The sequence below is a fragment of the Neptunomonas sp. ABH4_499 genome (assembly GCF_056160565.1).
In genome coordinates, this window is the sequence record NZ_JBSWXK010000025.1 from 1 (window position 1) to 16,493 (window position 16,493).

Sequence of the window (16,493 nt, forward strand, 5' to 3'; positions counted from 1 at the left end):
TATTTTTTGCCAAAATGTCCTCAAAGCGACTGATGTATAGGTTATTGAAGAGGTAGGAATAGGCAATCCCGTGTTCCCTATCAATGAAGATCTTCAGTTTAGTTCTCAAGATGAAAATGAAGTAGCAACTTATAGATATGAGGATTATGAAGATTGAATTTTCTATGAAGAACATCTCTTTCCCTAAAGAAATATCAATAGGGTGTCTTTCTTTGATCCAGTTTAGTTTTTGTTCGCCTAACTCCTCAGCGCTGCCCCAAGCTTTCTCGAATGCCATTTCTTCATCAAAAGCAATGTAATAACTTTGTAACCAATCACCGTCTTCTAAAATGAAAAAACACAATAGGCAAAGGTGTAGAAATAATAGAAAGACAAATGAGTTCTTCAAATACTTATGGTGTGAGTCGCGACAGGTAATCACTGTGCAGTCTTGATTGAGCGCCGTAATAGACGATGGGCGTGTCATAGATAGCATTCCTTGCTTAAGATGACCAAATAGAGCATCAGAGCATAGCAGAAGTTATCGACCACCCACAAAAAAGCACGCCGAAGCGTGCTTTCTTATCAATCACTTAACGTTTAGATCAAACGTTGAAGCTCTCGTTTACGAAGTCCCAGTTTACCAGCGTCCAGAACGCTTTCAGGTAATCAGGACGTACGTTGCGGTAGTCGATGTAGTACGCGTGTTCCCACAGGTCGCACGTCAGTACTGGGCGTTGACCGTTGGTCATTGGGTTGCCAGCGTTGCTGGTGTTTACGATTTCCAAAGAGAAGTCGTCGTTCTTAACCAACCACGTCCAGCTAGAGCCGAAGTTGTTAACGGCTTTGTCGTTGAACTCTTTTTGGAACTCTTCGAAAGAACCCCATTTTGATTTGATCGCGTCAGCGATCGCGCCAGTTGGCTCACCGCCACCGTTTGGAGACAGGCAGTTCCAGTAGAACGTGTGGTTGAACACCTGAGCGGCGTTGTTGAAGATACCACCTGCTGGTGCTGATTTGATGATGTCTTCTAAAGACTTACCTTCAAATTCAGTACCTGGTACCAAGCCGTTCAGCTTGTCTACGTAAGTTTTGTGATGTTTGCCGTAGTGGTATTCCAGAGTCTCAGCCGAGATGTGTGGCTCCAGAGCGTCCTTCGCGTATGGCAGTTGTGGTAATTCAAAGCTCATGTGTGTTCACCTTCTTGTTTACACGGATAGTCATTGGAATTGTGTTGGATGCTCGTTCCAACGTTTATAAGTTATGGGTCGATCATATCACCCCTAACACCAGTTTTCATGACACATTTTGTACGTGAATTCGGGTGCGGACGATCACGTTTGTGCGACTAAAGTGGTCTGCCGTATCGCCCGAGGTGCTCTACAATCAGGCAATAAAACACAATAAGAGTTTCCTGCGGCAAGCCCTTATTCGATCAATAGTTCGATCAATTGTTTGTTGCAGTCCTAACACGGTGGGCAAATCAGTATGGGCAAGATTTTACTTTGGATCAGTGGGGTTCTACTGGCGGTTTACGTCGTGAAAAGTCAATTTCTCGCCTCCTCTACCTATGAGCCTTTCATCGAGGGTTGTTTGGCGTCGGGTAACGCCAGTGAAGAGCAGTGCACGTGTTTATCATCCTATCTGCATAAACTCTACAGCGATAACGAGATGAAACAGATCATGGCCGAGCAATACCCATCGGCGGCTTTCAAAACCAAGTTTGAGTCGGATTTACAACGCGGATCGCAAGCGTGTCGTTGATCTCGGGGCTGATGTACAGCGTGTGCGCATTCAAATAGGCATCTTGTGTGGTGGGGTGTGCGGTTCGGTATTGATCATAAAAATAAAAACCGGCGGCAATGGCGGCGATCAGTACAAGAACGGCACCGACTTTGATCAGTTTCATGAAGTACCCTACATCGTTTGGTTCGGCCGGGCTTTCGCCCTTCTATATACCTGCCTGTGACAATGCAAAATGCCAGTCGGTCGGATCGATTTGTGCAAAAGACTGTCTAGCTCTGTAAGCGAGAGCGTTTTACATCATTATGGGATTGTCTGATCTGATCAGTGCCCACTGGACACGATAGGCTAAGGAGTGTGCGTTTATGCTGTTGGAAAGCGGCCCCTATTACTTGTACCACGCGTTGTTGATCAGTGGTGAGTTGCTGATTTTCGTCACCTTCCTGCACATGCTGTATCAACGTCGAAACCCCGCCAATATGATCTCTTGGCTGCTGTTTATGGTGCTGGTGCCTTATGTGGCGGTGCTGCTGTATTTTGTGTTTGGCTCGCGCAAGCGCAAACCGCGCTACAAAAAGAACAATGTCAGCTTAGCGACCTTATCCGATACCGAGCATCAACAATCGATCATCCGTGGGCTGTTAGTGGGGCATCAGCAAACCCTGCCAGACCAAGTTGTGCAGCTCTACACGGACGGTGAGCGCGCTTATCAAGCGTTAGAAGCCGCCATTCGTGGGGCGAAGTCCGACATCAATTTATCGACCTATGTGTTCAAAAAAGACGCCATGACCACCCGGTTGTTGGCTCTGTTAACCGAGAAGGCCGAGCAAGGCGTAAAAGTGCGACTGCTGATCGACTCGTTAGGCTCGCCCGGCGTGTATTTTTGGCAGCGGCCCTTTAAGGCGCTGCGTAATGCCGGGGGCGAGGTGGTGTTCTTTATGCCGCTTCTGAAAATGCCGTTTCGTAACTACATTAACCTGCGCAATCATCGAAAGATCTACCTGATTGACGGCCATAAAGTGCTGAGTGGCGGGATGAATTTATCCTCCGAGTACTTAGGGCCTGAGCCTGATCCCAAGCGGTGGGACGATACCTTGTTCGAGATTGATGGATTGGCCGCGCGCGGCTTTGCCAAGATCTTTGCATCCGATTGGTTGTACGCCACCCGCGAGACGTTGGACATCCCAGAGTCCGATCAATTTGAGTGCTGCGGTGACACCAAGGTGCAAGTTGTGCCTTCGGGGCCGGATCTGAAAGGCGATGTCTTGTACGAGGCGCTGCTTAACGCCATTTACGCCGCCCGCGAGCGGATCTGGATCGTGACGCCCTACTTTATCCCTGACGAAGCCCTGTCGCGTGCGCTGATCATTGCGAAAAACCGAGGGGTGGATGTGCGTTTGATTACGCCGAAAACCTCCAACCATTGGGTCGCGGATTTAACCCGTGCCTCCTTTATGCGTGAACTGCACGAGCACAAGATTGATCTACACTATGTCGAAGGGGCGATGGTACACGCCAAAGCGGTGCTGTTTGATGATCGCGGCGCGATGCTGGGCAGCGTGAATTTAGACAACCGCAGCTTGTTTCTGAATTACGAGGTCGCCACCTTTGTGGCCTCCGAGCGTTTGGTGTGCGAGATCGATCAATGGATGTCCGAGTTGATGTCCCGCTCTGTGAAAAAGATCCCCTCGCGTGGGCCGCTGCGTCGGGTGGCGGAAAACCTGATGCGAATCTTTGCGCCGCAGTTGTAATGGCTTAGGCTGGTCGGTTAATAGGAGGTCGGATGTTTAAACCCCGTGTGCGAGAGGCGCACCAGTGTTTAGAGCACCAGAGCGAAGCCGCCGCGCAAACGCTGAATGTGGTGTGCTGGAATGTGGCGAAGATCTCCCACACGCCAGAGTGTGCGTTGTTTCTTGAACGTTGGCTTGAGCCGAAGGCCTCCAATTTGGTGCTGTTTCAAGAGGCTCGTTTTGTGCCCGCTCCACCCAAGCGCTATTGCGATCTGTCTTGGATTCTCTCGCCCAACATCGAAACTCGGCAGCATCACTTTGGTGTGCAAACCTTGTTCGATTGGCGGTGTGAGCGCTCTGCGTCGTTAATCAGCCAGCGCCAAGAGCTGTGGTTGGCAACGCATAAAAGCGCCTTGATCACGACCCATGCCCTTAGTGATGGTCGATCCCTCATTTGCGTCAACGTCCATGCGATCAACTTTGTCCCCAACCCTGTTTTTTATGCCGAGATGGACCGTATTTTAGCGTTGGTGGATCATCACTCAGGACCGATTGTCATCGCAGGGGATTTTAATACGTGGAATCAAGCGCGGGTGCGCTTCATAGAGACGCGGATGCAGCAAGCGGGGCTTAATCAGGTGGAGTGCCGCGAGCCGCACTACATTAAGCGGTTTGGGCGACACCGGTTGGATCATCTATTTTATCGCGGCCTCACACTGGAGGATGCCTGGGTTGTGAACACCGCACGGGTGTCGGATCACAACCCACTCATTGCTCAGTTTAGCGTGAGCGCGCCAGCATAAGGACGGTTGCGATGGCCCGTCCTTCGGTAAAGTCGGGGCGCTCGATCAGCTCATCCACTTGGCTCAGCGGCCAATGGATCACCTCTAACGGTTCTGGTTCATCCCCTTCAAGCTTGCACGGGTACAGGTCTTTGGCCAGCATCACGCTGATCTTATGTCCCATGTAATTGGGCGCTGTGGTCATCACCTTTAATAGGGAGATCTCGCGCGCGCCAAAGCCTGCTTCCTCTTTGAGTTCGCGATCGGCGGCTTGCTCGGCGTTTTCGCCGGGGTCAATTAAGCCTTTGGGCAGTGTGAGGGTGTAATCATCGATGCCGCCTGCGTATTCGCGGATCAGCACAATGCGATCTTGATCGTCGATGGCTGCAATCATCACCGCGCCATTACCACGGCTGGCAAGACGCTCGTAGGTGCGCTCTACCCCGTTGCTGAAGGTAAGCTCCAGCTCTTCGACTTGAAAGAGTCGACTTTTGGCGGTCGGGGTGATCTTCAAAACATCCGGTTTCACGGGCATACTGATGTGACATCCTCATCGACATAAAAAGGTAATGCGTTGATTGTACCTGCTCAACTGGATTGGTCTAGCATCGATACCGTCTTATTGGATATGGACGGCACCCTCTTAGATCTGCACTTTGACAGTCACTTCTGGCTGGAACACCTGCCCAAACGGTACGCCGAGCTGCATCAAACCGATTCTGATGAGACGCGTCTGTGGCTGCACGAGCGCATCATGCAGGAGGTCGGCACGCTCAATTGGTATTGCCTCGATTACTGGTCGCAGGAACTGGGCATCGACATCGTCGAGATGAAACGCGAGGTGGTTGAACGCATCGGCTATCGTCCCCATGTAAAAACCTTTCTGAGTGCGGTACGTAAGGCTGGGAAACGAGCGGTGATCGTCACCAACGCGCATCATGGCAGTTTAAACCTCAAGCTTGAAACCACGGATTTGGGGCAACGGGTGGATCGGATCATCTGTTCCCACGACTTTGGCGTACCAAAAGAGGAGCAGGCGTTTTGGCACACGCTGCAAACCATCGAGCCGTTTGACCCATCACGTACGGTGTTGTTTGACGACTCGCTGGCGGTGCTTAACTCCGCCAAAACCTACGGCATTGCGCATTTGATTTCCATTGTGCAGCCAGACAGCCAAGAGCCAGAACGAGAGATAACAGAGTTTATGTCGCTTCATTCGTTTAATGATGTTCTCCCCAAGGAGAAACCATGAGCAAACAGGATACCTCGGGTACCGAGCCAAAAGTGCGTTTGGACAAGTGGCTGTGGGCCGCACGGTTTTATAAAACCCGCGGCATCGCCAAAGATATGATCGAAGGCGGTAAAGTGCACTACGAAGGTCAGCGCAGTAAGTGCAGTAAGGTGGTCGAGATCGGCGCGGAGATTCGCCTGCGCCAAGGGTTTGATGAACGCATTATTGTTGTAAAAGCGCTGTCTGATCAGCGCCGCGGTGCCCCCGAAGCCCAATTGCTGTACGAAGAAACCCCAGAGAGCCTAGCGCGTCGTGCACACGAAGCGGAGCAACGGAAAATTATGAAAGGCTCGGGCGCGCCAGAAAGACGACCCGATAAGCGCAGCCGACGCCAGCTTTTAGAAACCAAAGAGTGGCTTCGCCAGTAGTCGCTCATCGGTGTGACCGCAGGTCAGTTGTGATATCCTAGGCGGCTAAATGGCGGGAGTTACCGCCCTTTTCGCGTAACACGCGGCAATGGCCGCAGCAGAGAGTATTTGAATGAGTAATCCTGATCAGATTCAGCGTATCCTTTTTGATCAACTCGACATCCGTGGCGTGGTGGTTGGTTTAGACAGCGCCTACCAAGAGATCTTATCCCTTCATGAGTATCCGCCTGCGATCAAAAGTGCGCTTGGCGAGATGTTAGCGGCTGTCTCTCTGCTGAGCAGTACATTAAAATTTGATGGGCGTTTGTTGTTGCAAGCGCAAGGTTCTGGCCCGATCAAAGCGATCATGGCCGAAGTTAACCATCAACACGAGTGCCGTGCGATTGCACGTTACGAAGGCGAGATTCCGGACGATGCGTCTGTGATTGATTTATTGGGTGAGCAAGGTTACTTGGTGATCACCGTTGAGCCTGAAGAGGGTCAGCGTTACCAAGGGATCGTCCCCATGGAAAAATCGAATCTGGCTGGATGCTTAACCGATTATTTTGAACAGTCTGAGCAGCTCAACACCCAGATCCATCTGGCATCGGATGGTGAGCGTGCCGCAGGCTTCTTGTTGCAGGTGATGCCTGCCGCCGGCACCAAAGATCAAGATTGGGAGCACATCTCCCATATTGGTGCCACGCTGTCCAGCGAAGAGCTGTTAACGCTGGACAACGAAACCCTACTGTTCCGACTTTTCCACGAGGAACAATGCCGACTCTACGACCCTGAATCGATCGCCTTCCGTTGTGACTGCTCGCGTGAGCGAAGCGCCAATGCGCTGCAGTTTATGACCGAGGAGGAGCTGCTTGGCATGATCGAAGAACAGGGCGTGATTGAAGTGAGTTGCCAGTTCTGTAATGCGCATTATGCCTTTGATGAGGCGGACGTTCGCGCGATGCATACGGACTCAGCTCATGTACAAAAGTCGGACCAGATTCACTGATTGTGTCGCGATCGTCGTCGATCCGTAGATAGTGCTATTTGATCGTAGCGATTAGCCGGACTTTTTGTGATAATATTCGCTCCCCCTATGATTATTACTATAACTGCACAGCAAGCAGATTCAGGGGATTATGCTTTTCAGGTAACGTATTTGGCGTGAGCCAAGGGAATCCAGTAATGACCAAACAAACTGAGAATACCGTTCACACGAATCTGACCCGTGCTGAACTGATTGAACACGCAATCAGACGAGGCGAAGGCACGCTGGCAGATACAGGCGCTCTGGTTGTCACGACCGGCAAGCGTACTGGCCGCTCTCCGATGGATCGTTTCATCGTAGACGAGCCTAGCACGTCTGATGCCATCGACTGGGGTAACATCAATCGTCCGTTTGATGCAGATAAATTCGACGCTTTATGGACGCGCGTTGAGTCCTATCTGGCCGAAAAAGAGCACTTCGTTTCTAACGTACACGTTGGTTCCGACATGAGCCACTACTTGGCGGTACGTATGGCAACCGAAACGGCTTGGCAAAATCTGTTCGGTATCAACCTCTTTATCCGTCCTGAAGAGTACAACCCAAAAGGCAAAGAAGAGTGGCAAATCCTGAACGCTGCAGGTTTCGAATGTGACCCTGAGCGTGACGGCACTAAGAGCGATGGCTGTGTCATCCTTAACTTTGCTAAGCGTAAAGTCCTGATCGCAGGCATGCGCTACGCGGGCGAAATGAAAAAAGCGATGTTCTCTGTTCAGAACTTCCTGCTGGCTGAAAAAGACGTTCTGCCAATGCACTGTTCTGCAAACATCGGTGAAGATGGCGACACCACTCTGTTCTTCGGTCTGTCTGGCACGGGTAAAACCACTCTGTCCGCTGACCCAGAGCGTTACCTGATCGGTGACGACGAGCACGGTTGGGGCAAAGGTGTTGTCTTCAACTTGGAAGGTGGTTGCTACGCGAAAACCATCAACCTGAGCAAAAAGAACGAGCCTATCATTTGGGACGCGATCCGTTTCGGTTCAATCGTTGAGAACGTAAAACTGAACGAAGCGCGTACTGCCGATTACGACGACACCTCTCTGACCGAGAACGGCCGTTGTGCATACCCACTGGAGCACGTTGAAAAACGCTCTGAAACCAACATGGGCGGCGAGCCAAAAGCGATCGTCTTCCTGACCTGCGACTTAACCGGTGTTCTGCCTCCTGTGTCTATCCTGACCAAAGAAGCGGCAGCGTACCACTTCCTGTCTGGCTACACGGCGCTGGTAGGTTCTACTGAAATGGGTTCAGGCGGCGGCATCAAGTCGACCTTCTCTACTTGCTTCGGCGCACCTTTCTTCCCTCGCCCTGCTCGCGTTTACGCTGAGCTGCTGATGAAGCGTGTTGAAGAGTTCGGTTCTCAAGTGTACTTGGTAAACACAGGCTGGACCGGCGGTTCTTACGGTACGGGTTCTCGTTTCAGCATTCCAACGACACGTGGCATCATTGCTGCGATCCAGTCTGGAGCATTGCTGGGTGCGGAAACTGAGTTCCTAGAAGGCATCAACCTGTCTGTACCTAAAGCGGTACCAGGTGTGGATTCTGAACTGCTGAACCCACGTGAAACATGGGCTGACAAAGCGGCATACGATGCAGCGGCTCGTGATTTGATCGGTCAATTCGTTAACAACTTCACCAAGTTTGAAGGCGTTGCGGACGACATCATCACAGCCGGTCCTAAGCTGTAATCACTCAGCTTTAGCGACAAAAAAACCTCTGCCTTGGCAGAGGTTTTTTTATGCGCGACGTACCGCGAATTAAGAGATCGACAGGTTCAAGTCCGCATTGCTTAGGTAATCTTGCTCCTGATTCAGGTCGGCTTCGGTCAGTGGGTGGTTTGCTAACCAGCCTTCTGGGAAGCACAGCTTGATCCCCTTATCAGACGCTTTTATATCAAACGCAGGCAAGCGTGCGCTGGAGCGGCTGCGGTTTAGGATCACCGATAAGCGCAAGATGCAGCTCAGGTATTTCATCGCGGCTTGGCGGTTATCGGGCAGTAATTTAAAGTCATCTTTCGGGAATTTACGTCGGTGCGAGCGCACCAGAAACCCCAGAAGCTGCTGCTCTGGTTGGGTAAAACCGCCCAGATCCGAATGCTGCACTAAGTAAGCACTGTGTTTGTGGAATTGGCTGTGGGCGATCGTAAGCCCCGTTTCATGTGTACGGCAGGCCCATGTCAGTAAATCATGATATTCAGGTGTGGCGATATCCCACGCGTGTTTCACCTGTGCCCAGATCATCATGGCCGTATGCTCGACCCGCATCGCATGGTCTGTATCCACGTGATAACGCTGGCAAAGCGCGTTGATCGAGCGCTCACGCACATCTTCATGACGCAGGCGCCCTGCCATGTCATACAGTAAGCCCTCGCGTAGAGCGCCAACCGAGAAGCTCATGTTATCCACATCTAGGGCTTCAAACAGCGCGATCAAGATGGTAAGGCCTGCGGGTAACACCAAAAGGCGCTCGGGTTTTACACCGGGCAGATCCAGATCCTCGATCTGATCGGATTTGAGCATCAAGGCTTTCAGTTCATGTAGTGCATCGAGCGTAAGTTCGTCTTCGCAGAACGCTAATGCAATGCAGGTATTGCGGATCGCTTTAATCGTCCCGGATGAGCCAACACTGCTGCTCCATCCTACGTTCAGGTAGCGCTCTTGGATGGACAGTAACTCCTGTTTGGCCGCATTTTCAGCTCGACGAAACGCAGAGCTGTTTAAATGCCCATCGGAAAAATACCGTTTGGTAAAACTGACGCAGCCCATTTCTAAGCTTTCGGTTTCAAGCGGCTCGAAACGCTCGCCAATGATGAATTCGGTACTGCCGCCGCCGATATCGACCACTAGGCGATTCCCCGGCACGTTCGCCAGTGTATGGGATACGCCCAAATAGATTAAACGCGCTTCTTCGCGCCCTGCGATGATCTCGATGGGGACATTTAGGATCTTTTCGGCCTGTTCGGCAAAGAGGTGAGCGTTTCGGGCTTCACGCAGTGCGTTGGTGCCCACGACTTTAACCGCGCTTCTTGGTAAGGCGCTGGTACGTTGGGCAAATTTACGTAAACAGTTAAGGCCACGCTCGAGTGCTTCGTCACTGAGCGTCCCATGATGGTCCATGCCCGCGGCCAGTTGGACCTTGTCGGACATAACATCAACGGTTGTGAGTTCGCCCTGAAAGAGCTTGGCGATCACCATGTGAAAGCTGTTAGAGCCAAGGTCGATGGCGGCTAAAAGTGCGCCTTCTTCATTTAAAGGGGTCGGTGAAACACTGTTTTCCATGGGGTCGTTTATGCCTTGAAAGACGGTTTGTTCTTAGAGTATCAGAGTCTTGGGTCAGAATCAGTCGAATACAACAATCGTGTAAGAGGTTCACATTTTTTTTTCAGGGGTGGTATTATCGGAGCTTAAAGAAGCGAAAAGCACACAATAATGGTGCGTTTGGAGAGAGATTCGATGAGCGAAAACATCATCAATGTAACTGATGCATCCTTTGAAGACGATGTACTAAAAGCCGACGGTGCAGTGTTGGTAGACTACTGGGCTGAGTGGTGTGGTCCATGTAAAATGATCGCGCCGGTTCTCGAAGAGATCGCAAAAGAGTACGAAGGCCGCTTGAAGGTCTGCAAACTGAACATCGATGAGAACAGCGATACCCCTCCTAGGTTTGGTATTCGTGGTATCCCAACTCTGATGCTGTTCAAAAGCGGTAACGTCGAAGCGACCAAAGTGGGTGCGCTGTCTAAGTCTCAACTGGGTGCGTTCATCGACGCTAACCTGTAAGAGACCTACCCAAGGAAGAAAATCGCAGTTTCGGCGCTTTTCTTCCTGATTTCACTGGACACCCAGTGATCAACCTTCTATATTTGACCTGTCGAGCGTTGTGTACCTCTTTTGTTTGCGCTCAACACCACTCTTGATTCTTTGTAATTACCCTCACATTTCTTCAATATCACAGCCAATCTTGGCACCTAGACCAAGCATATGAACCTTACCCAATTAAAAACGAAAAGCGTACCTGAGCTGCTGGAAATTGCTCAGGAAATGGGCCTTGATAATCTGGCTCGCTCCCGTAAGCAAGATGTTATCTTCGCAATCCTGAAAAAACACTCAAAAAGTGGCGAAGACATCTACGGAGACGGTGTACTCGAAATTCTGCAGGACGGTTTCGGTTTCCTGCGATCTGCTGATTCCTCGTATCTGGCCGGCCCTGACGACATCTATGTATCGCCAAGCCAGATCCGTCGCTTTAATTTACGTACCGGCGATACCATCGCGGGTAAAATTCGCCCTCCAAAGGACAGCGAGCGTTACTTTGCGTTACTGAAAGTTAACGAGATCAACTACGATCGTCCTGAGAATGCGAAGAACAAAATCCTGTTCGAAAACTTAACGCCATTATTCGCCCAAGACCGTCTGCGTATGGAGATTGGTAACGGCAGCACTGAAGACATCACCGCACGTGTGTTGGATCTGGTATCGCCAATGGGTAAAGGTCAGCGTGCCTTGGTGGTATCCCCGCCAAAAGCCGGTAAGACCTTAATGCTGCAAAACATTGCGAACAGCATTACGCGTAACAACCCTGAATGTCATTTGATTGTCCTTCTGATCGACGAGCGTCCAGAGGAAGTGACCGACATGCAGCGTACGGTGCGTGGTGAAGTGGTAGCGTCGACCTTCGATGAGCCGCCAGCGCGTCACGTCCAAGTAGCTGAAATGGTGATCGAGAAGGCTAAACGCCTGACCGAGCACAAAAAAGATGTCGTTATCCTGTTGGATTCCATCACGCGTCTGGCGCGTGCGTACAACACCGTGATCCCATCGTCCGGTAAAGTATTGACCGGTGGTGTGGATGCTCACGCTTTGGAACGTCCTAAGCGTTTCTTCGGTGCGGCACGTAACATCGAAGAAGGCGGCAGCTTGACCATCATCGCAACGGCGTTGGTAGATACAGGCTCTAAGATGGACGAAGTTATCTTTGAGGAATTCAAAGGTACCGGTAACTCCGAAGTGCATCTGGACCGTCGCATTGCTGAGAAGCGTGTCTTCCCTGCAATCAACATCCGCCGTTCGGGCACACGTCGTGAAGATCTGCTGACCAGCGAAGAAGAGCTGCAACGTATGTGGATTCTTCGCAAGCTGCTGGATCCAATGGAAGATGCCGCGGCAACGGAATTTGTGATCGACAAACTGAAGGACTTTAAAACGAACGATGAGTTCTTCCTGTCGATGAAACGCAAGTAACACTTGTGTACACTTTCAAGGGTAAGCTTCGGCTTGCCCTTTTTTGTGTTTATGGCCAACTGAGGACCCGATGACGGCACTCAAATACAAAGACCTGCGCGATTTTATCGCCGTGCTTGAAGAGCGCGGTGAACTCAAACGAATCTCCACCGAGATCGATCCCCATTTGGAAATGACCGAAATCTGCGACCGTACTCTGCGTGCGGGCGGGCCGGCCATTCTGTTTGAAAACCCCAAAGGCTATCAGTATCCCGTACTGGCTAACCTGTTTGGTACGCCGGAGCGCGTTGCATTGGGGATGGGCGAAGACAGCGTCCAAGCGCTGCGCGAAGTCGGTAAACTGTTAGCGATGCTTAAAGAGCCAGAGCCGCCCAAAGGGATGCGCGATGCGTGGGAGAAACTCCCGATCTTTAAGCAAGTGATGAACATGGGGCCAAAATCGGTGCGTATTGCACCGTGTCAGGCGCATGTCATCGAAGGCGATGCGGTGGATCTGTCCACCATCCCAGTTCAAACGTGCTGGCCTGGCGATGCAGGCCCTTTGGTGACCTGGCCTTTGGTCATCACCCGCGGGCCGAATAAAACGCGCCAAAACTTAGGCATTTATCGCCAGCAGGTGATCGGTAAAAATAAACTGATCATGCGCTGGTTAGCCCATCGTGGTGGGGCGTTGGATTTCCGTGAATGGAAAGAGCAGCACCCTGGTGAACCTTTCCCAGTAGCCGTTGCTTTGGGAGCCGACCCTGCAACGATTTTAGGGGCGGTCACCCCTGTGCCTGATACGCTCTCGGAATATGCGTTTGCAGGGCTCTTGCGCGGTGGTAAGACCGAGGTCACGCAGTGCATCGGTAATGACCTTCAAGTACCCGCGAGTGCCGAGTTCATCTTAGAGGGGTATATCTACCCGGACGAGATGGCCGATGAAGGGCCGTTTGGCGATCACACCGGTTACTACAACGAGGTGGATCAGTTCCCGGTGTTTACTGTGGAGCGTATCACCCATCGTCCTAATCCGATCTATCATTCGACCTATACAGGACGTCCGCCCGATGAGCCTGCGATTCTCGGTGTCGCGTTGAACGAAGTGTTCGTGCCGATTCTGCAAAAGCAGTTCCCGGAGATTGTCGACTTCTACTTACCACCGGAAGGCTGCTCCTACCGGATGGCGGTCGTGACGATGAAAAAGCAGTACCCCGGCCACGCTAAGCGCGTCATGATGGGGGTTTGGTCATTCCTTCGACAGTTTATGTACACCAAGTTTGTGATCGTCTGTGATGATGATGTGAACGCACGTGACTGGAAAGATGTAATCTGGGCCATCACAACCCGTATGGACCCTGCGCGTGACACCGTGATGATCGAGAACACGCCGATCGACTACTTGGATTTCGCTTCGCCAGTCTCGGGTCTTGGCTCGAAAATGGGGATGGACGCGACCAACAAGTGGGAAGGCGAAACCCATCGTGAATGGGGCGAGCCGATCGTCATGGATAAAGCCGTGAAAGAGCGCGTAGACGCTTTGTGGGATCAGTTGGGTATCGTGAACCCTGATGACTGACGCACACTCGCTTTGGATCAATGATCTGGACGAGCCGCTCACCGTTGAAGGCCAAGAGTCGGTACTCGAAACTCTAGAACGTTTTGGGTACCGAATGCGCAAAAGTTGCCGCAACGGGGTGTGTGAAATTTGCGAGTACCAACTTTTAGCCGGTCGGGTGGAACAACGTTATCCACAGGCGTTGTTGACCGGGAACGAACAACACCGCATCGTAGGGTTTGCGTGCACGTCACGCCCTCTCAGTTCTGTGCGGATGATGATAAAAGGGCTGAAATGCCCTGGAGAACAAACAGTGAAGCGATTAACGTGTGATGTGGTTGAGATAGCACCTCTCAATTACGATGTGTTTAAGGTGCATTTGCGACTGCCAGCAACCGCGTCGATGGCGGTCAGCTTTAAAGCGGGTCAGTATTTAGAGTTAGTGGTCGGTGATCGTAAAGCCCCGTTTTCGATTGGTTCAGCCCCAGAGGCGGGCCGTGATTTAGAGCTGCACATTCGCCAGGCATCCGGCAGTGATTTTGCTAAATCGGTGATGGATCATCTGAATGGCCACTCGCAGGTCGAGATTGAGATACCAAAAGGCGATTGTTTCCTAGAAGCGGCAAGCTTAAAACCCGGTCAGCCTGTAATTCTTGCGGCGGCCAGCACAGGTTTCTCGCAGATGAAGAGCATTATGGAGCACCTGTTGGCATCGGGTGTGGATAACCCGATTCACTTCTACTGGGGCGCACGAATCGCGGCGGATATTTATCATGCAGAGCTGCCGCTGGAGTGGGTCGTTAAGCACTCTAATGTCGTGTATCACCCAGTGGTGAGCGAGCCGGGCGAAGCCTGTGGTTGGGCCGGTCGTACCGACCTGTTACCCGATGCGATCAAAGCCGACTTTGAATCGTTAAGCGATGCTGTGGTGTACGCAAGTGGCTCACCTGCCATGGTTTACGCCTTGCTGGATGCCTGCGAAGAAAAAGGCTTACCAGAAACGTCTATGAAATCGGACGTTTTTGCCTACGCGCCAAGACCGCCTAAAGCCTAACAGCAGCTGGCGTTAGAGCATGAACAATGATGCAATGGGTTTCCCTTGTATCATTGTTCGCCTTTAGCGGTGTGAAACCAGCCTAAAACTCTCCTCCAATGATCATCGCCATACAGTCTTTTGAAACGTGCTGTTTCCTCGGCGTTCGTGTCTTCTAAAACCGATATCCTTTGATCAATAAACTCAGCTGTAAGTTGGATACCGCATTCAACCTCGATGCAGTGTTTCCATTGCTGATAGCTTGCGGGTATAGCGGTCAGTTCCATCATATGTCATCTCCTTAATCGGGCTTAATAAACGCAATAAAACTAAGTGTATTAAATGGCAATGTTATAATATAACATTTATACAGTTGGTGAGCATTACCACCGAGCAAAAGAGCAGCTTAACCATCGCTCGTCGGGTTGGTGCTCATGGTTTGTCATCATGGATTCTAGAGGAAGCGCTTCTGATGTCATCGAATACACCCCCTTTATCATCTTCGAACTTAAGAAAACTCCCTGTCACTGTGTTGTCGGGTTTTTTAGGCGCAGGGAAAACGACCTTGTTGAATCATATCCTGAATAACCGAGATGGCCGTCGGGTCGCAGTGATTGTGAATGATATGTCAGAGGTAAACATTGATGCCGATCTTGTGCGCGAAGGAGGCGCTGAGTTATCGAGAACGGATGAAAAGATGGTAGAGATGAGCAACGGCTGTATCTGCTGTACGTTGCGAGAGGATCTTTTGATTGAAGTGGGTCGCTTAGCTGAACAAGGTAAGTTTGATCAGCTGGTCATTGAATCAACAGGTATATCAGAACCTCTTCCTGTTGCTGAAACGTTCACGTTTGAAGGTGAAGATGGTCGGTGTCTTAACGAGGTGGCGCAGCTTGATACCATGGTTACGGTAATCGATGCTTTTAATTTTCTTCGTGACTACAGCTCTAGGGACCGACTTCAAGCGCGAGGCGAATCGCTGGGTGAGGAAGATCAAAGAACCGTTGTTGATCTGCTGATCGAGCAAGTAGAGTTTTGCGATGTGATCGTGATCAATAAGGTCGACCTAGTGTCCGAAGAGGAGCGTGAGCAGCTCATGGCCATTTTGCACGGCCTTAATCCCCGCGCACGAATAGAAACCTCTGAATTTGGCAAGGTGGCGTTAGATCGAGTGCTCAATACCGGTCTTTTTGATTTTAATGAGGCGTCATTAGCGCCGGGTTGGTTGCAAGAGATGCGGGGTACACATACCCCAGAAACGGAAGAGTATGGCATTGGCAGCTTTGTTTACCGGGCGAGACGGCCATTTCACCCGCAGCGTTTCTTTGACTTTGTCGAGAGTGAATGGCCAGGTGTTGTGCGCTCTAAAGGCTATTTCTGGTTGGCGAGCCATCCGGCGTTAGCTGGGTCTTGGTCACAGGCCGGAGCCGTTGCTCGCCATGGACCTGCCGGATATTGGTGGGCCGCCGTACCCAAAGAGCGCTGGCCAGAAGACCCTGAAACGGTTGCTCATATTAACGCCAAATGGGACTCGCGAGTCGGCGATGCGCGGCAAGAGCTTGTTTTGATCGGTGTGGAGATGGATGAGGCCGCGCTGTGTGCCCGCTTTGATGCGTGTCTTTTAACGGATGAGGAGTTGGCTCAAGGGCCTGATGCATGGTCTAGGTTGGATAACCCATTCCCAGAGTGGAATTAAAATAGCACGCAAAAGCGTGCTATTGGGGAAGATAATCGCATACGAGGTACAGGTACACTCGTATGCGTTT

At 51.2% G+C, this 16,493-nt stretch carries 18 protein-coding genes; 12 read left to right on the forward strand and 6 right to left on the reverse strand.

The annotated features are described in order from the left end of the window. Window positions 1–466, reverse strand: a 466-nt coding sequence (locus ACXAF9_RS17245; protein WP_475076404.1) for a hypothetical protein, incomplete at its 3' end; no start/stop codon positions are given. A 118-nt stretch (window positions 467–584) separates the two neighbouring features. Continuing rightward, window positions 585–1,169, reverse strand: coding sequence for a superoxide dismutase (locus ACXAF9_RS17250; protein WP_475076406.1), 585 nt, complete (start codon window positions 1,167–1,169; stop codon window positions 585–587). 298 nt (window positions 1,170–1,467) lie between these two features. Between ACXAF9_RS17250 and ACXAF9_RS17255 the strand changes: the two genes are divergently transcribed. Continuing rightward, window positions 1,468–1,743, forward strand: a complete 276-nt coding sequence (locus ACXAF9_RS17255; RefSeq protein ID WP_475076408.1) for a hypothetical protein — start codon at window positions 1,468–1,470, stop codon at window positions 1,741–1,743. On the opposite strand, the gene ACXAF9_RS17260 is transcribed toward ACXAF9_RS17255, so the two are convergent. Beyond that, window positions 1,691–1,888, reverse strand: coding sequence for a hypothetical protein (locus ACXAF9_RS17260; protein WP_475076410.1), 198 nt, complete (start codon window positions 1,886–1,888; stop codon window positions 1,691–1,693). The two genes, ACXAF9_RS17255 and ACXAF9_RS17260, sit on opposite strands and share 53 nt — an antisense overlap. Window positions 1,889–2,087: 199 nt before the next feature. Here ACXAF9_RS17260 and ACXAF9_RS17265 point away from each other — a divergent pair, with 199 nt between their 5' ends. Both ACXAF9_RS17265 and ACXAF9_RS17270 read left to right on the forward strand, forming a co-directional pair. Continuing rightward, window positions 2,088–3,473 carry a phospholipase D-like domain-containing protein gene (locus tag ACXAF9_RS17265; protein WP_475076412.1) on the forward strand — a complete coding sequence of 462 codons (1,386 nt, stop codon included), beginning with the start codon at window positions 2,088–2,090 and terminating at the stop codon, window positions 3,471–3,473. A 32-nt stretch (window positions 3,474–3,505) separates the two neighbouring features. Beyond that, window positions 3,506–4,255 carry an endonuclease/exonuclease/phosphatase family protein gene (locus ACXAF9_RS17270; protein ID WP_475076414.1) on the forward strand — a complete coding sequence of 250 codons (750 nt, stop codon included), beginning with the start codon at window positions 3,506–3,508 and terminating at the stop codon, window positions 4,253–4,255. On the opposite strand, the gene nudE is transcribed toward ACXAF9_RS17270, so the two are convergent. Continuing rightward, the gene (nudE, locus tag ACXAF9_RS17275) at window positions 4,233–4,769 is read right to left on the reverse strand and encodes an ADP compounds hydrolase NudE (RefSeq protein ID WP_475076417.1); all 537 of its coding nucleotides are present in this window, start codon (window positions 4,767–4,769) and stop codon (window positions 4,233–4,235) included. The two genes, ACXAF9_RS17270 and nudE, sit on opposite strands and share 23 nt — an antisense overlap. 39 nt (window positions 4,770–4,808) lie before the next feature. On the opposite strand from nudE, the gene yrfG reads away from it, so the two are divergent. The 4 genes from yrfG (at window position 4,809) to ACXAF9_RS17295 (ending at window position 8,605) form a co-directional block, all read left to right on the forward strand. Then, window positions 4,809–5,486: a GMP/IMP nucleotidase gene (gene yrfG / locus ACXAF9_RS17280; RefSeq protein WP_475076420.1), complete on the forward strand. Its 678-nt coding sequence runs from the start codon at window positions 4,809–4,811 to the stop codon at window positions 5,484–5,486. Further along, complete coding sequence (gene hslR / locus ACXAF9_RS17285) at window positions 5,483–5,893, forward strand: ribosome-associated heat shock protein Hsp15 (protein ID WP_475076422.1); 411 nt, start codon at window positions 5,483–5,485, stop codon at window positions 5,891–5,893. The genes yrfG and hslR overlap by 4 nt, the downstream gene beginning before the upstream one ends. Before the next feature lie 112 nt (window positions 5,894–6,005). Next, complete coding sequence (hslO, locus tag ACXAF9_RS17290; protein ID WP_475076424.1) at window positions 6,006–6,881, forward strand: Hsp33 family molecular chaperone HslO; 876 nt, start codon at window positions 6,006–6,008, stop codon at window positions 6,879–6,881. 176 nt (window positions 6,882–7,057) lie between these two features. Continuing rightward, a complete protein-coding gene (locus tag ACXAF9_RS17295; protein ID WP_475076426.1) occupies window positions 7,058–8,605 on the forward strand; it encodes a phosphoenolpyruvate carboxykinase in 1,548 nt (515 codons plus the stop codon). A 69-nt stretch (window positions 8,606–8,674) separates the two neighbouring features. Here the strand turns inward: ACXAF9_RS17295 and ppx are convergent, their stop codons facing one another. Beyond that, the gene (ppx, locus tag ACXAF9_RS17300; RefSeq protein WP_475076428.1) at window positions 8,675–10,195 is read right to left on the reverse strand and encodes an exopolyphosphatase; all 1,521 of its coding nucleotides are present in this window, start codon (window positions 10,193–10,195) and stop codon (window positions 8,675–8,677) included. A gap of 174 nt (window positions 10,196–10,369) precedes the next feature. On the opposite strand from ppx, the gene trxA reads away from it, so the two are divergent. The 4 genes from trxA (at window position 10,370) to ACXAF9_RS17320 (ending at window position 14,748) form a co-directional block, all read left to right on the forward strand. Beyond that, window positions 10,370–10,696, forward strand: a complete 327-nt coding sequence (gene trxA / locus ACXAF9_RS17305; RefSeq protein WP_475076430.1) for a thioredoxin TrxA — start codon at window positions 10,370–10,372, stop codon at window positions 10,694–10,696. Between the two features lie 201 nt (window positions 10,697–10,897). Next, window positions 10,898–12,157 carry a transcription termination factor Rho gene (rho, locus tag ACXAF9_RS17310; protein ID WP_475076434.1) on the forward strand — a complete coding sequence of 420 codons (1,260 nt, stop codon included), beginning with the start codon at window positions 10,898–10,900 and terminating at the stop codon, window positions 12,155–12,157. Window positions 12,158–12,227: 70 nt separating this feature from the next. After that, on the forward strand, window positions 12,228–13,715 hold the full coding sequence (ubiD, locus tag ACXAF9_RS17315; RefSeq protein ID WP_475076436.1) for a 4-hydroxy-3-polyprenylbenzoate decarboxylase: 1,488 nt from the start codon (window positions 12,228–12,230) through the stop codon (window positions 13,713–13,715). Continuing rightward, a complete protein-coding gene (locus tag ACXAF9_RS17320; protein WP_475076438.1) occupies window positions 13,708–14,748 on the forward strand; it encodes a 2Fe-2S iron-sulfur cluster-binding protein in 1,041 nt (346 codons plus the stop codon). The genes ubiD and ACXAF9_RS17320 overlap by 8 nt, the downstream gene beginning before the upstream one ends. Window positions 14,749–14,798: 50 nt before the next feature. Here the strand turns inward: ACXAF9_RS17320 and ACXAF9_RS17325 are convergent, their stop codons facing one another. Next, on the reverse strand, window positions 14,799–15,017 hold the full coding sequence (locus ACXAF9_RS17325) for a hypothetical protein (RefSeq protein ID WP_475076442.1): 219 nt from the start codon (window positions 15,015–15,017) through the stop codon (window positions 14,799–14,801). Window positions 15,018–15,199: 182 nt separating this feature from the next. On the opposite strand from ACXAF9_RS17325, the gene zigA reads away from it, so the two are divergent. After that, window positions 15,200–16,423: a zinc metallochaperone GTPase ZigA gene (gene zigA, locus ACXAF9_RS17330; RefSeq protein WP_475076491.1), complete on the forward strand. Its 1,224-nt coding sequence runs from the start codon at window positions 15,200–15,202 to the stop codon at window positions 16,421–16,423. The last annotated feature ends 70 nt before the right edge of the window (window positions 16,424–16,493 follow it).

Bases quoted from the DNA above. Each gene is read 5' to 3' on its own strand.
- ACXAF9_RS17250 (WP_475076406.1), bottom strand. From the start codon at position 1,169: ATGAGCTTTGAATTACCACAACTGCCATACGCGAAGGACGCTCTGGAG.
- ACXAF9_RS17255 (WP_475076408.1), top strand. From the start codon at position 1,468: ATGGGCAAGATTTTACTTTGGATCAGTGGGGTTCTACTGGCGGTTTAC.
- ACXAF9_RS17260 (WP_475076410.1), bottom strand. From the start codon at position 1,888: ATGAAACTGATCAAAGTCGGTGCCGTTCTTGTACTGATCGCCGCCATT.
- ACXAF9_RS17265 (WP_475076412.1), top strand. From the start codon at position 2,088: ATGCTGTTGGAAAGCGGCCCCTATTACTTGTACCACGCGTTGTTGATC.
- ACXAF9_RS17270 (WP_475076414.1), top strand. From the start codon at position 3,506: ATGTTTAAACCCCGTGTGCGAGAGGCGCACCAGTGTTTAGAGCACCAG.
- nudE (WP_475076417.1), bottom strand. From the start codon at position 4,769: ATGCCCGTGAAACCGGATGTTTTGAAGATCACCCCGACCGCCAAAAGT.
- hslR (WP_475076422.1), top strand. From the start codon at position 5,483: ATGAGCAAACAGGATACCTCGGGTACCGAGCCAAAAGTGCGTTTGGAC.
- hslO (WP_475076424.1), top strand. From the start codon at position 6,006: ATGAGTAATCCTGATCAGATTCAGCGTATCCTTTTTGATCAACTCGAC.
- ACXAF9_RS17295 (WP_475076426.1), top strand. From the start codon at position 7,058: ATGACCAAACAAACTGAGAATACCGTTCACACGAATCTGACCCGTGCT.
- ppx (WP_475076428.1), bottom strand. From the start codon at position 10,195: ATGGAAAACAGTGTTTCACCGACCCCTTTAAATGAAGAAGGCGCACTT.
- trxA (WP_475076430.1), top strand. From the start codon at position 10,370: ATGAGCGAAAACATCATCAATGTAACTGATGCATCCTTTGAAGACGAT.
- rho (WP_475076434.1), top strand. From the start codon at position 10,898: ATGAACCTTACCCAATTAAAAACGAAAAGCGTACCTGAGCTGCTGGAA.
- ubiD (WP_475076436.1), top strand. From the start codon at position 12,228: ATGACGGCACTCAAATACAAAGACCTGCGCGATTTTATCGCCGTGCTT.
- ACXAF9_RS17320 (WP_475076438.1), top strand. From the start codon at position 13,708: ATGACTGACGCACACTCGCTTTGGATCAATGATCTGGACGAGCCGCTC.
- ACXAF9_RS17325 (WP_475076442.1), bottom strand. From the start codon at position 15,017: ATGATGGAACTGACCGCTATACCCGCAAGCTATCAGCAATGGAAACAC.
- zigA (WP_475076491.1), top strand. From the start codon at position 15,200: ATGTCATCGAATACACCCCCTTTATCATCTTCGAACTTAAGAAAACTC.